The sequence below is a fragment of the Streptomyces sp. NPDC050416 genome (genome assembly GCF_044458845.1).
Taxonomy (GTDB): Bacteria; Actinomycetota; Actinomycetes; order Streptomycetales; family Streptomycetaceae; genus Streptomyces.
Genome location: NZ_JBITII010000008.1, coordinates 206,446 through 220,437 on the forward strand (window position 1 = coordinate 206,446; position 13,992 = coordinate 220,437).

Consider the following 13,992-nt stretch of genomic DNA (forward strand, 5'->3'; position numbering starts at 1 on the left):
TGCTCTTACGGCACCACCGCGACGGGCGGCACACCAGTGCGACGGGCTGTTCGGGTGAGGGAGGAGTACGCACTGCGGGCCATGGAAAAAGCCGTGGCCCCGCGCGCCACGCCCCTGTTACGGTCACGCCCATGAAGCGCGCCCAGCCGTTCCCGTCTCTCACGACGACGCCGGAGAGTGTCCCGGCGCGCTGACAGCTGACGCAGATGTCTTCAAGCCCCGGGGCGAGTGCCCCGGGGCTTCTTCGTGTGGTGCTCGCCTCGCCTCCGACCCGAGGAGCCCACCATGCACGACCACCGACGGCTCGGCCGTGAACTGAACCTCTTCGACACCGACCCGCTGATGGGCGCGGGGCTGCCGTACTGGCTGCCCGACGGCGCGATCGTGCGGCACACCCTGGAGGAGTACGTCCGCGAGGCGGAACAGCGGGCCGGCTACCGGCACGTGTACTCGCCCGTGCTCGGCAAACGCGAGCTGTACGAGATCTCCGGGCACTGGGACCACTACAGCGAGGACATGTTCCCGCCGATGGACCTCGGCTCGGAGCAGGTCCTGCTGCGCCCGAGCCTGTGCCCCCACCACGCGCTGATCTACCGCTCCCGCTCCCACAGCTACCGGGAACTGCCCCTGCGCATGGCTGAGTTGGGCGGCATGTACCGCTCGGAGCTGTCCGGCGTCCTCGGCGGTCTGACCCGGGTGCGCGCCATCACCCTCAACGACGCGCACATCTTCTGCACCCTGGAGCAGGCCGTCGACGAGGCCCGTGCCGCGCTGGAGCTGATCGGCCGGGCCTACGCGGACCTCGGCATCCGCGCGGTCCGCCACCGTCTCTCCCTGCCCGGCGAGGGCGGCAAGTACGTGGCGGACCCGGACCTGTGGCGGCGGGCCACCGCCCTGCTGCGCGAGGTCCTGGACGGCTCCGGCATCCCCTACGAGGCCGCCGAGGGCGAGGCGGCCTTCTACGGCCCGAAGATCGACGTGCAGATCGCCGACCCGGCCGGGCGGGAGTCCACCCTGTCCACCGTCCAGATCGACTTCCACCAGCCCGAACGCTTCGACCTGCACTACATCGGCGCCGACGGGGCCAGGCACCGCCCGGTCATGGTGCACCGCAGCGTCATCGGCAGTGTGGAGCGCGCGGTCGCCCACCTCGTCGAGGCCCACGGCGGGGCCTTCCCGCCGTGGCTGGCCCCGGTGCAGCTGGTGGTGCTCCCGGTGGGCGACGAACAGGCGGACCGTGCCCGTGAACTCGTGGGCCGTGCCCGGGAACTCGGCCTGCGCGCCGAGGTCTCCGGACGCGACCAGGGGACCCTGGCCGCCCGCATCCGCGCGGCCCGGCTGGTCCCGTACCAGGCGGTGATCGGCGGGCGGGAGGCCGAGGCGGACCAGGTGGCGCCGCGCCTGCGGGACGGGCGACGGCTGGGGGCCCTGCCCGCCGCCGCGTTCCTGCGGTGGGTCGCGGACCGGGTGGCGGCGCGCGGCACCGAGCTGTGGGAGGCGGCGTAGGGCGGGCTCCCCGTATGCGCAGGTGCCGCGGGCCCGTAGGGTCGCTCGTGCGGAACCCCGTGCCAGAACAGTGGAAGGAGCCACCGCCGTGACCGACGGTCAGCGTATTCCGGTGATCATCGACTGCGACACCGGCGTCGACGACGCCCTCGCCCTGCTGTTCGCCGTACGGCATCCGGGCCTCGACGTGCGGGCGATCACCTGCGTGGCCGGGAACACGGACGTGGACGGCGTGGTCCGCAACACCCTGACCGTGCTGGAGGTGGCCGGTGCCGGTGACATCCCCGTGGCCCGGGGCGCCGAGCGGCCGCTGATCGAGCCCGTGCGGACGGCCCGGCATGTGCACGGGCAGGACGGGATGGGGGACCTGGGGCTGCCCGCGCCGACCCGTGTGCCGGTGGACGTGGACGCGGTGACGCTGCTGCGGCGCGAGATCCTCGCCTCGCCGAGGCCGGTCACGCTGATCCCCATGGCGCCTCTGACGAACATCGCGCTGCTGCTGCGCACGCACCCCGAGGTGACCCGCAACATCGAGCGGATCGTGTTCATGGGCGGCGCGGTGGCGACCGGGAACGCCACGCCGGTCGCGGAGTTCAACGTGTGGCACGACCCGGAGGCGGCGGCCGTGCTGCTCACGGCGGGGGTGCCGATCACGATGTACGGGCTGGACGTGTTCAAGAAGGTCCTGGTCCCGGCGGGCGATGTGCAGCGCCTGCGGGCGGGCACGGACCCCAGCCTCCGCCTGGCCGGTGAACTCCTCGCCCACCGCGACCCGGCCACCTCCGGGGACCCCACCCCGACGGGCGGTCTCGGCGACGCGGGCGCGGTGTGCGCGGTGGTCGACCCGGGCGGCCTGACCACCGAGCGGCTGCCCGTCGAGGTCGCCCTGGCCCCCGGGCCCACCCGCGGCCAGACGATCGTCGACCGCCGCCCGGTCCCCGGCGAGTCCGAGATCCACGAGGGATCCCGCACCCAGCCCCTGGTGGACGTGGCCCTGGGCGTCGACGTGGAGCGGTACGTGAAGCTGTGGCTGACGACGGTGGAAGGGGCCTAGCACCGGTCCTGGCACCGGTGAAGCAGAAGGGCCCGGGACTGTCGAAGTCCCGGGCCCTCCACGATGTCAGGAACGCGCGCGCTTCCTGCGGGTCACGATCACCATGGCCGCGCCGCCCGCGAGGAGGACGCCCGCGCCGATGGCGATGGGTCCCGTGCTGCTGTCGGCGCCGGTCTCCGCGAGGTCGCCGCCGCCGTTCGGCTTCGGGGCCGGGGGCGTCGTCGACTCGGAGGCGGACGGGGTGGGGGTGTCCGTCTCCGTGGCCGGGGGCGACGAGGGCTCCGACGGCTCCGACGGCGCCGGGGGCGTCGTCTCCTCAGCCGGCTTCGAGGGGCTCGCGGGCGGGGTGGACGGGGGCTGCGACTGAGCCGGCGGAGGCGTGAGCTCGCACTCCTTCGTGCCGCCGTTCCAGGCCGCGATCAGCTTTTCCTTGATGACCGGGCGGTCGGGACCCTTGGGCAGCTCGCCGTGCTCGAAGCCGTCCTTCGCGTCGAGCTCGCCGTCGAACTTCGTCGCGCCCCGGTAGAGGTCGATCTGCCCGAAGCAGTCCTTGTCGGGGATGGCGATGTCGAGCGAGTCGGTGCCGCCCGGCTTGACCGTCACCGTGTCGAAGTCGACGAACACCTGCTCGCCGGAGGTCTCGAAGGTCGCGCCGTGCGCGAGGTAGGAGGCCAGGGAGGCCGTGCACGTCGTCGCGTCGCCGGCCGTGCGGACCTTGATGTGGACCTTGCCGTCCTCGGTGGGCTTCAGGTTCTGGTCGTCGACCTTCACCGAGTCGAAGAAGTTCGAGCCGTCGAGCGAGAACTGGCAGCGGTCGGTCCCGGTCTCGGTGCCCGCGCCGGTCCCGGGCTTGTAGGTGCCGCCGGACGACCAGCCGTCACCACCGGGGGTGCCGGTGGCGAACGCGGTGGTGGCGGAGGCGGCGCAGAGGGCGAGGGCCGCGGCGCCCGTTCCCAGCAGGCGGCGTGCGGTGACACGTCTCGCTATGGACATGGGTATCCCGTTTCTTGGCTGTGCCGGAACCCGGGTGGCGGCGTGCGGGCAGCGCGCGGCGCACGGCTGCCGGGGCCGCACCGTGGGGTGAGTGGTCGAAGAAACACTGGGCTCATTGGTCACATGCGCCTCAGTGCGCCCCCATCGTGGCCGTGCCGCAGCAAGCTGTCAACCTGCGGCTATGCCAAGGAAGTTGCGCCGCCATCACACTTTCATCACAGCAGGAATGGATCACTCCGATCAACGCGATGGTTCCTTTTTCCGGCATTCTGGACAGATTCAATGCTGTCGATGCTGTCGTCCGTATGCCGTGCGAAGGAGACCGCGTGACCGATCGCTCCACCCTCGACCTGTCGTCCCGGGACCCCGACTGGTGGCGCCAGGCCGTCGTCTACCAGGTCTATCCCCGCAGCTTCGCCGACGCCGACGGCGACGGCCTCGGCGACCTGCGCGGCATCACCCGCCGCCTCACCCACCTCGCCGCCCTGGGCGTGGACGCCCTGTGGCTGAGCCCGTTCTACCCGTCCGAGCTGGCCGACGGCGGCTACGACGTCGCCGACCCCCGGGACGTCGACCCGCGCCTTGGCACCCTCGACGACTTCGACGCCCTGGTCGCCGAGGCCCACCGGCTCGGTCTGAAGGTCATCGTCGACATCGTGCCCAACCACTCCTCGCACCAGCACGTCTGGTTCCAGGAGGCCCTGCGCTCCGGGCCCGGCTCGCCGGCCCGCGACCGGTACGTCTTCCGCGACGGCCGCGGCGAGCACGGCGAACTCCCGCCCACCGACTGGCAGTCCGTCTTCGGCGGCAGCGCCTGGAAACGGGTGCCCGACGGCCAGTGGTACCTGCACCTGTTCGCCCCCGAGCAGCCCGACCTCAACTGGGAGAACCAGGAGGTCCGCGCCGACTACCGCACCACCCTGCGCTTCTGGTCCGACCGCGGGGTCGACGGCTTCCGCGTCGACGTCGCCCACGCCCTCGTCAAGGACCTGAGCGAGCCGCTGCGCGACCTCGGCGCGCCCGAGCTGAGCCGCGAGGGCGCCCTCACCACGATGCCGCCCGGTACGCACCCGTTCTACGACCGCGACGACGTGCACGAGATCTACCGCGACTGGCGCAAGATCCTGGACGCCTACCGCCCGCCCCGCATGGCCATCGCCGAGGCGTGGGTGCCCGGCGCCCGGCGCGCGCTGTACGCCCGCCCCGACGAACTCGGCCAGGCCTTCAACTTCGAGTACCTGGAGGCCGGCTGGGACGCGGACGAACTGCGGCAGATCATCACCGACTCGCTCGCCACCGCCCACGCGGCCGGTGCCTCGGCCACCTGGGTCCTGTCCAACCACGACGTGATCCGCCACGCCTCCCGCCTGATGCTGCCGCCCGGCACCGACCTCAACGCCTGGCTGCTCTCCGGCGGCCACGCTCCGGCCGTCGACGAGGCGGCCGGGCTGCGCCGGGCCCGGGCGGCCACCCTGCTGATGCTGGCGCTGCCCGGCTCGGCGTACGTCTACCAGGGCGAGGAACTCGGCCTGCCCGAGGTCGCCGACCTGCCGACCGAAGTGCTCCAGGACCCGATCTGGGAACAGACGGGCCACGTCCGCAAGGGCCGCGACGGCTGCCGGGTGCCGCTGCCGTGGACGACGACCGGACCGTCCTACGGCTTCGGCCCGGGCGGCGCCTGGCTGCCGCAGCCGCCCGGCTTCGCCGCCCACGCCGTCGAGGCGCAGGACGGCGTCGAGGGCTCGACCCTGGAGCTGTACCGCACGGCCCTCCGGCTGCGCCGCAAACTGCTCGACGGGGAGGAGCTGACCTGGGCGGAGGACACCCCGGACGGGGTCCTCCAGTTCGACCGCGGCGAGGGCTGGCGCTGCGTGACGAACCTGTCCGGCACGGCGGTCCCGCTGCCGGCCGGTGAGGTGCTGCTGACCAGCGCCCCACTGGAGGACGGCCGGCTCGGGCCGGACACGACGGTGTGGCTCGGGCGTTGAGGGACGACCTCGGGCGTTGAGGGGTGTCCGCGCCCCGGCCCCGGGGCGACCCCCCGGGGCCGTACCACCCGCACGGCCCAGCAGCATGCGCCACCTGCGGGAACGCCCCGCGGGAATCGCTGGCAGAGTGCCGTCGACGTCCGCACAGGGAGCCCCGCCCGCCATGTACAGGTCCAGGAAGACAGCAGCCGTGGCGGGGGCCGTCGTCGCCGGGGTGCTCGCGTGCCCCGGCCCGTCGGCGGCGGCCCGGACGGTGAGCTGTGGGGTGCCGCGACCATCGCGCCCGGCCGCGAGGGCATCCTCGACGTCGCGAGTGCCCAGGGAGCGGCGCCGGGCGCCACGCTGTCGCTGACCGCGCCCCGGGGCACCCGTGTGACGGCCACGCCGCTCGACGCGCCCGGAACGCTGGGACGGGTCGCCGCCGACGGCCGCACCGCGACCTACACGGTCAGTGGCGAGGCGGCCGGACAGCCGTGGCAGGGCCGTACCTTCCCCTTCGTGCTCCCGGTCTCCGCCGACGCCGTGCCCGGCACGCGGCTGCGCGACTGCGTCCTGCGGATCACCGACGCGGCCGGAGTGCGGCGGGCGGCCGGCCGGTGTGCCGTGACGGTGGGCCTGGCCGGGCCGACGCTGACCCTCCCGCTGTCCGGCGTGACGCTGGACGTCCGGCCGCGGATCGCCGGTACGGCCCACCCCGGCGCCCGGGTCACCGTCCGCGACAAGGACGACCGGGAGGCCTGCGCGACAACCGCCGCCCCCCACGGCACCTGGGCCTGCACGCCGGGGGCGCGCTCCCGGAGGGCGCCAACCGGCTCCAGGCGGTCGCCACGCTGAACGGCGTGAGCGCCATGAGCGAGCAGATCGACATCTCGGTGGCGGACGCCGGCGCCGGTCAGTAGCGCACGGCCCGGGCCACCTCGGCCCTGACCTCCCCGGACAGGTCGTGGGTGCCGCGGGCGGTGGCCGTGGCGGAGTCACCCGCCTGCACGTGCTCCACCGTGACGATGACCGTGTCGGCCAGACGCCCCCCGGCATCGGTGAAATCGACCTGGACGGCGAATGAACGTTCCGAGTCGTCGGTGTTGGTGACGGTGACCTCGGCACGGGCCCGGCCGTCGGAGCCGACGACGGCCCGGCCGGCCTTCACATCGCCTTTGACGTCGATGCCGCCCCGGATGTCGTCCAGCCGCCGTCCGGCCTCCGCCGTGGCCGACTCCACCGCCTCGGAGGCCTGCGAGGCGAACGACTCGACCGCCGACTCCGCCTCCCGGGCGGCGTCCCCGGGGCTGTCGCCGCCGCAGCCGGTGAGCACGGCGGTCAGGGCGAGCGGCAGCACCGCCCCGCCCGTCGCCGTCGCCAGGCGTCTCATGGGCTTCATGTGTGGCCGAGGCCGCCGCCGCCGAAGGAGCCGCTGGATCCGGGCAGCCAGCGGCGGGGCTTCTGGTCCTTGCCCGTCCTGGTGCTCGCGTGGTGCAGCTCATGGGGCAGGAGCCGCTCGCCGTCGTTCGTCACGACCGGCATCTCGTCGGGCTCCCGCATCTCCCGCATCTCGCGGACCGGCCCACCGTCCGGGAGGTGCGGCTGCTCGTCCGGGGCGGGGTGGTGCGTGTCCTTGTCCATGACGCGCATCCCGACCAGCACGGCCCAGATCAGCGCCAGGGCGATGATCGCCCCGCCGACGAAGGCGATGGTCACGGCGACCGCGTGATCTGACGAAGCCGCCAGCACTTCATACGTTGCCGTAGTCATGCTCCGATTATCGCCGACGTAATGCGATAAAGCGCCCGCAATGTCCACAGCTGAGCATCTGTCCCGGTGGCGCGGGCAACCTTCGCGAGTGCTGTGACGACCTGCCGGTGATACCCCGTCCCCCCACACGAGGAGATCACCATGCGCAGACACCTCGCACGGCTGCTCACCGTGCTCGCCGTGCTGGCGGCGGCGCTCGTCACCCCCGGCATGGCCGGCGGCAAGGCGCAGGCCGCCGACGAGTGGAACCCGCCCGCCCGCCTCGTCCAGCCCCTGAACGAGGTGTGGAACCACGTCGAGTCGACCTACGGGAACCTGTACGGCTTCCGCAACTACGGCTGGGACCAGGTCATGGCCAACCGCGGCAGCGTCAACTACTGCGTCCGCTGGGAGTCCGACGCCCCCGTCAGCACCGCCCTGCGCGACCGGATCCACGCGGCGCTGAAGAAGCAGTTCGGCAAGTGGATGACGGCCATGACCGACAACGGCAAGGGCCACAACGCCTGGCCGTACCCCAACGTCTCCGTCAACATCGTCGGCTGGGCGGTGAAGAACCGCTCCACCCTCCAGTGGACCGACAACTCCGTCGACGTCTACACCGGCGTCCTCGACAGCGGCGGCGCCCCGCAGTGCGCCCCGGACTGCGGCCGCTTCTTCCACCAGGACGGTGACTACTCGAAGTGCCCGGGCGGCGCCGCCCGCCACTACGACCAGTCACTGTGGCTGACCAAGGGCTTCGGCGGCGGCGCGGGCGGTGACTGGGGCCAGCGCATGGGCCAGGAGTACTTCACCGGCGCCCTGAACCAGGAGGACATCCACATCTACCTGCACGAGGTCGGCCACACCTTCGGCCTCGACGACTTCTACGACTGGTCGCCGACCGGCCAGTGCTGCTTCCTGATGAAGGCGGGCAGCGCCACGCGGATCACGGAGTTCGACCAGTGGATGCTGCGTGACTTCTGGCGCCATCTGAAGAGCCGCTACGGCCTCTGACCCGTGCCGGGCGGTACGGGCGGCCCCCCGCTCCCGTGCCGCCCTCCGGGGTACGGTGGAGAGAACCGCGGGTATGCCGGAACCGGTGGCCGACGGTCTCCTGGCCACGCCCCCGTAGCAGCAGGAGCCCTGATGACGTCCGCCTCCTCGCCCCCGCCGCCCCTCCCGGCACCCTCCGAGGTCCGGCTGAGACTCGCGGCCCAGCCCCGCCTCGGCCGCACGGCCCGCCGTATCGACGGGGCGTGGTGGCCCCGCTCGTACGACCTGGCCGCCGAGCTGCCCGGGCTGCTGGCCGTGCTGCCGCGCGCCTGGGGCCGGGTCAGCAGCGTCCTGGTCCACGGGGAGACCTGGCTGCCCTGCCCGGAGCGGCTGGACGTCGCCGGCCGGGAGGTCCACGTGGGCCGCAGGGACGCGCCGGCCACCCCGGACACGGTCTGCCTGCTCACGCCCGGCCGGGGCCGATGGGACCTGCTGGTGGTGCCGCCCGAGACCACGGAGACGGAGGCGGTCGCACTCATGGAACAGGCTGTCACACAGGACGCCTGACGCCTCTGCCCTAGTGCGCGAGCAGCACCAGGGTCAGGGCGATCAGCGCCGGGACGGTCTGGACGAAGAGGATCTTCCGGCTGGCGGTGGCCGCGCCGTACGCCCCCGCGACCGCCACGCACACCAGGAAGAACACCGAGACCTGGAAGCCCACCGGGTCGGACGCCACCGCGCCCCAGAGCAGGCCGGCGGCGAGGAAGCCGTTGTAGAGGCCCTGGTTGGCGGCCAGGGCCTTCGTGCTCTCCGCGAACTCGGCGGTGGTGCCGAAGGCGCCGCGCGCCCGCGGCGTGGTCCACAGGAACATCTCCAGCACCAGGATGTAGGCGTGGAGGGCGGCGAGGGCCAGCACCGCGAGGGTGGCGAGAATCGACATGCGCCGCATCATCGCAGGCTCGCAGGGCCGGTCTCGTAGGGCCGTCCTGGCAGGGCCGTCCTGGCGGGGCCGGTCTCGTAGGGCCGTCCTGGCAGGGCCGGTCTCGCAGGGCCGCCCTCGCATGGCCGTCTCGTTACGGCCGTCCTCGCAGGGGCGTCTCGCAGGGCCGCCTCGCACGACCGTCCTCGCCGGGCCGCCCTCGTACGGCCGCCTCGCAGGGCCGTGTCCTCCGGCCGTCCTCGTTCGGGCCCGCCCGGGAGGCGGAGTGGGGCGCCGGGTGGGAGATTGCGGGCAGTGGAAGGCCGGGCCGGGCCGTCGCGTCCCCGCGTGTGCCGCTCGGGAGCCCGGCCCGGCCTTCCCGCCCGCCGGTGTCGTCGTCCCGGCGCGATGCGCATGAGTGAGCCTCCGGCCCGTCGTTCGGTGGCGACAGTGGCCGTTCGGCCGAGCAGCTCCTCGCCTCGTGTGACCCGAACGCCACGGCGGCCGACCACCACGTGAAGTCCGTTGAAATCAACGGTGGTTGTGGTCATTTCTGCCACCGTCAGGCCGATAAACGATCATCCCGTGGGTGGATGTAAGGCGCATCCGCTTCCCGTGACGATAACCCCGACCTTGTCGAACACCGAGGAAGGGGAAGGCCGTTGCGTATCGCCCGGCTTCTCGGAACCGTCCTGGGCACCACGTTGCTGACGACCACCGCCGTACTGACCGCACCCGCCCACGCCGGCCCGGCCGCGCCGCCCGCAGGGCCCGCGGACCGCACGTCGCTCGACAGAACCGCCCTGCGCGACTCGCTGGACGCCATCCACGAGGCGGGCATGTACGGCGTCTTCTCGTCCGTCAGGGACGGCCGCGAGCGGTGGACCGGAGCCTCCGGCGTCGCCGACGTGAAGACCGAACGCCCCGTCACCCCGGGCATGCGGCACCGCGTGGGCAGCATCAGCAAGACCTTCACCTCCGTCGCCCTGCTCCAGCAGGTGGAGCGCGGCCGCCTCCGCCTCGACGCGCCCGTCGGCGACTACCTGCCCGACCTGATACCCGGGGAGCGCGGCCGGCAGATCACCGTCCGTATGCTCCTGAACCACACCAGCCATATCGGCGACTACGTCGTGGGTGCCTTCCCCTCCCTCGCCGAGGGCTCGACCGCCAGCCTCGACGAGGAGCGCTTCCGCTCCATCCGCCCCGGGGAACTCGTCCGGCTGGGCCTGGCGGCCCCCGCCACCGGACGCCCGGGCGAGCTGCCCGGCTCGTACTCCAACACCAACTACGTCATCGCCGGGCTGCTCCTGGAGAAGATCACCGGCCAGGACGCCGAGAAGCACATCACCCGCAACGTCATCGACCGGGCCGGACTGCGCCACACGTCCTTCCCGCGCACCCCGTACATCAAGGGCCCGCACCCGCGGATGTACGAGTCGTTCTACGGCCTGATCGACCCGCCCCGCGACTACAGCGTCTACGACATGTCCTGGGCGTACACGGCGGGCGCGGTCGTCTCCACCACCGACGACCTGAACCGCTTCTACCGCGCCCTGCTCGGCGGGAAGCTGATCGGCAAGGCCGCCCTGGGCGAGATGACGCGCACGGTCCCGGTGAGCGGCCTCGACTACGGCCTCGGCATCTACGCGCTGGAACTGCCCGGCTGCGGCCGCTTCTGGGGCCACGACGGCGCGGTGTTCGGCGCCGGCATGACCGCGCTGTCCAGCCGGAACGGCAAGCGCCAGGTGGCTCTCGCGCAGAACCTGATGAAGTACCAGAGCCTCGACGAGAACGGCCGCCCGAAGGCGCACGCGATCGACAACGCCCTCTACGCGTACGTCGTCCGCGCCCTCTGCCCGGCCGGCTCGGGGAGCACTCCCGGGGCCGCTCCGGGGGCCGGTCTCGTGAGCCCGGAAGACGCCCGTGACGGGCTCAGCAAGCGGTTGCCCGGAATTGACCATTCTCAGTTGACCAGTGGCCTCAAGTTTGGTCAGCTGTCCCACTGATCGTGTTCGATTCTGATCGAGCGTTTCACGGCTCCCTGGGGAGGAGCTGGTGACAAGTGGGGGAGTTTCCTTGATGCATCACGGTTCCGTCGTGCTGCGCCGCGCCGGGTTCCGGCGCGGCGCGGCGGCCCTGGGCTTCGTGGCGTTGACCGCCGGTACCGCCCTGACGGGCGTGCCGGCCGCCACGGCCGCCGGCAGCGCGGTCCTCGCCGGGACGACGTGCACGCCGACGGAGGGCTTCTCCGGCTGCCGGCTGTTCGATCCGACCGGCGCCCGCGAGGAATTCCAGGTCCCGGCCGGCGTCACGGCGCTGGACGTGCGGGCCTGGGGCCAGGGCGGCGAGGGGACCCCCTTCGCCGGCGGCGGCGCGGGCGGCTACACCGCGGGCACGCTCAGCGTCACGCCCGGGGAGCGGCTTTCCCTCGCCGTCGGCGGACCCCGCTTCGGTGACGCGCTCGGCGGCGCGGGCGGCGACAAGCACGGCGCGGTCGGCGGCAACAGCAGCGGCGTCCGCACCGGCGACGGCGAGCCGCTGCTCATCGCCGCCGGTGGCGGCGGCGGTGGCTACGGCGGCACGGCCACCGGCCAGGGCGGCCCCGGTGGCGGCGAGCGCGGCCAGGACGACACCCAGTCCGAGCGCGGCGGCAAGGGCGCGGCCGGGACCACCGGCGGAACGGGCGGCGGCAACGGCTCCTCCGGCGCCGACGCGTCCGGGAGCGGCAAGGGCGGTGCGGGCGGCTCCGGTTCGGTTGGTGCGGGCGGAGGCGGCGGCGCCGGTTACGCGGGCGGCGGCGGTGGCGGCGGCACGGACGACGACCGGGGCGCGGTCGGCAGCGGTGCGGGCGGCAGCAGCTACGTCGACCCGGACCGGGTGACCGGCGCGCGGCTGCTCAGCGGCGAGCGCACGGTGGCCCCCGCCAAGACGGACCCCTTCTGGCAGCCCGCCGACGAGCGGGTGCGCGGCGGCATCGCCGAGGGCGGCGTGAACACCGCACGCTCCGGCGACGGGCGCATCGTGTTCCAGTGGAAGACCCCCGCGATCGCGGAGGTGACCCAGGCCTCCGGAGCCGGCCAGACCATCCAGCCGGGCGGCGGCGCGGACCCGGTGGCCGTGGTGGTCGAGGACAAGGCCGGCAACCCGGTCGAGAACGCCTCCGTCACCTTCACGGTCGAGGACCCGGACAAGCTCGGCGCCTCCTTCTTCGTCAAGGACGGCGCCGACACCACCGAGCTGGCCGTGCCGACCGACGCACGGGGCCGCGCCCGTTCCGCGCCGCTCCGGACGGGCCTCGGCAAGGAGGGCGAGTTCACGGTCCGCGCCGAGGCCGGCGGCGCCTCCACGGTCTTCACCGTGAAGGTGAGGAAGTCGGCCTACACGGTGAGCGTCGCGGGCGGTGACGACCAGCGCGCCGAACAGGGCGAGGCCTTCGAGGAGGCCCTCCAGGCCCGGGTGATCAGGTCGGGCGCCACGGCACCGGCCGGCACGGAGGTCGAGTTCCGGGTCGAGGACGACAGCGACGACGCCCCCCGCTTCGAGGACGGTGAGCGGGTCGTCCGCGTGGAGACCGACGACTCGGGCAAGGCCACGGCCCCGACCCTGACCGCCGGTGAGGGCACGGGCACGTACACGGTCGCCGCGTCGGTCGGCGACGCCATGGCCCAGTTCGCGGTCGAGGTCGTCGCCGGCGAGGCGTCCGGTTCGCCGTCCCCGAGCCCCTCCACCGACCCGAGCGCTTCGGCCGACCCGAGCCCGTCGCCCAGCTCGAGCGCGTCCGGCACGACCGGCGGCACCGGCTCCTCGACCACGGGCGGCACGTCGACGGACCTCGACAGCGGAAGCCTCGCCTCGACCGGCGCCGGCGGCATCGGCGTCCTCCTCGGGGCGGCCGCGGCCCTGGCCACGGCGGGCTTCGTGGCGTTCCGCTTCGGCCCGCGCCTGAAGCTCCGCTCGCGCGACAGCGCGTGACGCGGCGGGGATGCGGCGGTGACAGCGCCTTGACGCGACGTCACAGCACCTGACAGCACGTCACCGCGGCTGCCCGCACCCGATCACCGGGTGCGGGCAGCCGCCGTTCCGGCGGCGAAAGAGGCAGACGGTGAGAGAGGGGCGCGTTTTGCGGAACCTTTGCCCGGGGGTCGGGCGTTGATCCGGTGAGCGCGCGGGAGCGGGTTCGCGAGATGACTTCCGACGATTACCGAGGTGACTCCATGGCAGTCTGGGACAAGCTCAAGGACCAGGCCAAGGCTCTCCAGCAGAATCAGGGCGGGCGTGGCGCCACCGCCGGCCACAGCGGCGGGCCCAGCGGGGGGACGCGGTCCGGCGGTGGCAGCAAGGCCCAGTTGATCGGCGTGTTGAAGACGCAGCTCGGCTCGCTGAAGACCGAGCTGAAGAGCGGTGCGTACCGGGACGCGAGCATGGCGGTCTGCGCGCTGGTCGCGGCGGCCGACGGGCAGGTGGACCCGGCCGAGCGGCAGCAGGTCGAGTCGATGATCCTGAGCAACGACGTGCTGCAGAACTTCCCGCCGGAGCAGCTGCGGCAGCGTTTCAACAAGCACGTGGACCAGCTGACGATGAACTTCCAGCACGGCAAGGCCGAGGCCATGCAGGAGATCGCCAAGACCGCCAAGAAGCCCACGGAGGCCAGGGCCGTGATCCAGACCGGCATGGTCATCGCCGGTGCCGACGGCCACTTCTCCCAGGCCGAGGCGCAGGTCCTGCGCGAGGCCTGCGCGGCGCTGGGGCTGTCCCCGGCGGAGTTCCAGCTCTGAGTCCGGGCCCTGTGTTCCAGCTCTGATCAGCGACCC

At 73.2% G+C, this 13,992-nt stretch carries 13 protein-coding genes; 9 read left to right on the plus strand and 4 right to left on the minus strand.

Annotated elements, in window-relative coordinates; genetic code table 11:
* Positions 1-246 precede the first annotated feature (246 nt).
* Together thrS and ACIBL4_RS25455 are read left to right on the plus strand one after the other, a co-directional pair.
* Positions 247-1,506, plus strand: coding sequence for a threonine--tRNA ligase (thrS, locus tag ACIBL4_RS25450; protein WP_399413846.1), 1,260 nt, complete (start codon positions 247-249; stop codon positions 1,504-1,506).
* 88 nt (positions 1,507-1,594) lie between these two features.
* Positions 1,595-2,560, plus strand: coding sequence for a nucleoside hydrolase (locus tag ACIBL4_RS25455; RefSeq protein WP_399413848.1), 966 nt, complete (start codon positions 1,595-1,597; stop codon positions 2,558-2,560).
* 66 nt (positions 2,561-2,626) lie between these two features.
* On the opposite strand, the gene ACIBL4_RS25460 is transcribed toward ACIBL4_RS25455, so the two are convergent.
* Positions 2,627-3,553, minus strand: a complete 927-nt coding sequence (locus ACIBL4_RS25460) for an LAETG motif-containing sortase-dependent surface protein (protein WP_399413850.1) — start codon at positions 3,551-3,553, stop codon at positions 2,627-2,629.
* Between the two features lie 305 nt (positions 3,554-3,858).
* Between ACIBL4_RS25460 and ACIBL4_RS25465 the strand changes: the two genes are divergently transcribed.
* Both ACIBL4_RS25465 and ACIBL4_RS25470 read left to right on the plus strand, forming a co-directional pair.
* Positions 3,859-5,541 (plus strand): glycoside hydrolase family 13 protein, encoded by a 1,683-nt coding sequence (locus ACIBL4_RS25465; RefSeq protein ID WP_399413852.1) that lies wholly within the window; start codon positions 3,859-3,861, stop codon positions 5,539-5,541.
* Positions 5,542-5,763: 222 nt separating this feature from the next.
* Positions 5,764-6,375, plus strand: coding sequence for a carboxypeptidase regulatory-like domain-containing protein (locus tag ACIBL4_RS25470; protein ID WP_399413854.1), 612 nt, complete (start codon positions 5,764-5,766; stop codon positions 6,373-6,375).
* A 58-nt stretch (positions 6,376-6,433) separates the two neighbouring features.
* On the opposite strand, the gene ACIBL4_RS25475 is transcribed toward ACIBL4_RS25470, so the two are convergent.
* Together ACIBL4_RS25475 and ACIBL4_RS25480 are read right to left on the minus strand one after the other, a co-directional pair.
* Complete coding sequence (locus ACIBL4_RS25475; RefSeq protein ID WP_399413856.1) at positions 6,434-6,910, minus strand: hypothetical protein; 477 nt, start codon at positions 6,908-6,910, stop codon at positions 6,434-6,436.
* 5 nt (positions 6,911-6,915) lie between these two features.
* The gene (locus tag ACIBL4_RS25480) at positions 6,916-7,290 is read right to left on the minus strand and encodes a DUF6479 family protein (protein ID WP_399413858.1); all 375 of its coding nucleotides are present in this window, start codon (positions 7,288-7,290) and stop codon (positions 6,916-6,918) included.
* Between the two features lie 141 nt (positions 7,291-7,431).
* On the opposite strand from ACIBL4_RS25480, the gene ACIBL4_RS25485 reads away from it, so the two are divergent.
* The gene (locus ACIBL4_RS25485) at positions 7,432-8,283 is read left to right on the plus strand and encodes a hypothetical protein (protein ID WP_399413860.1); all 852 of its coding nucleotides are present in this window, start codon (positions 7,432-7,434) and stop codon (positions 8,281-8,283) included.
* 132 nt (positions 8,284-8,415) lie between these two features.
* Positions 8,416-8,829 carry a DUF5994 family protein gene (locus ACIBL4_RS25490; protein ID WP_399413862.1) on the plus strand — a complete coding sequence of 138 codons (414 nt, stop codon included), beginning with the start codon at positions 8,416-8,418 and terminating at the stop codon, positions 8,827-8,829.
* Between the two features lie 10 nt (positions 8,830-8,839).
* Here the strand turns inward: ACIBL4_RS25490 and ACIBL4_RS25495 are convergent, their stop codons facing one another.
* The gene (locus tag ACIBL4_RS25495; protein WP_399413864.1) at positions 8,840-9,202 is read right to left on the minus strand and encodes a DUF1304 domain-containing protein; all 363 of its coding nucleotides are present in this window, start codon (positions 9,200-9,202) and stop codon (positions 8,840-8,842) included.
* 641 nt (positions 9,203-9,843) lie between these two features.
* Between ACIBL4_RS25495 and ACIBL4_RS25500 the strand changes: the two genes are divergently transcribed.
* From ACIBL4_RS25500 to ACIBL4_RS25510, 3 genes are all read left to right on the plus strand, one after another.
* Entirely contained in the window at positions 9,844-11,187 is a 1,344-nt protein-coding gene (locus tag ACIBL4_RS25500; RefSeq protein ID WP_399413866.1) for a serine hydrolase domain-containing protein, read from the plus strand.
* A 73-nt stretch (positions 11,188-11,260) separates the two neighbouring features.
* Positions 11,261-13,153: a hypothetical protein gene (locus ACIBL4_RS25505; protein WP_399413868.1), complete on the plus strand. Its 1,893-nt coding sequence runs from the start codon at positions 11,261-11,263 to the stop codon at positions 13,151-13,153.
* A 242-nt stretch (positions 13,154-13,395) separates the two neighbouring features.
* Complete coding sequence (locus tag ACIBL4_RS25510) at positions 13,396-13,956, plus strand: TerB family tellurite resistance protein (RefSeq protein ID WP_356922240.1); 561 nt, start codon at positions 13,396-13,398, stop codon at positions 13,954-13,956.
* Positions 13,957-13,992: the final 36 nt, after the last annotated feature.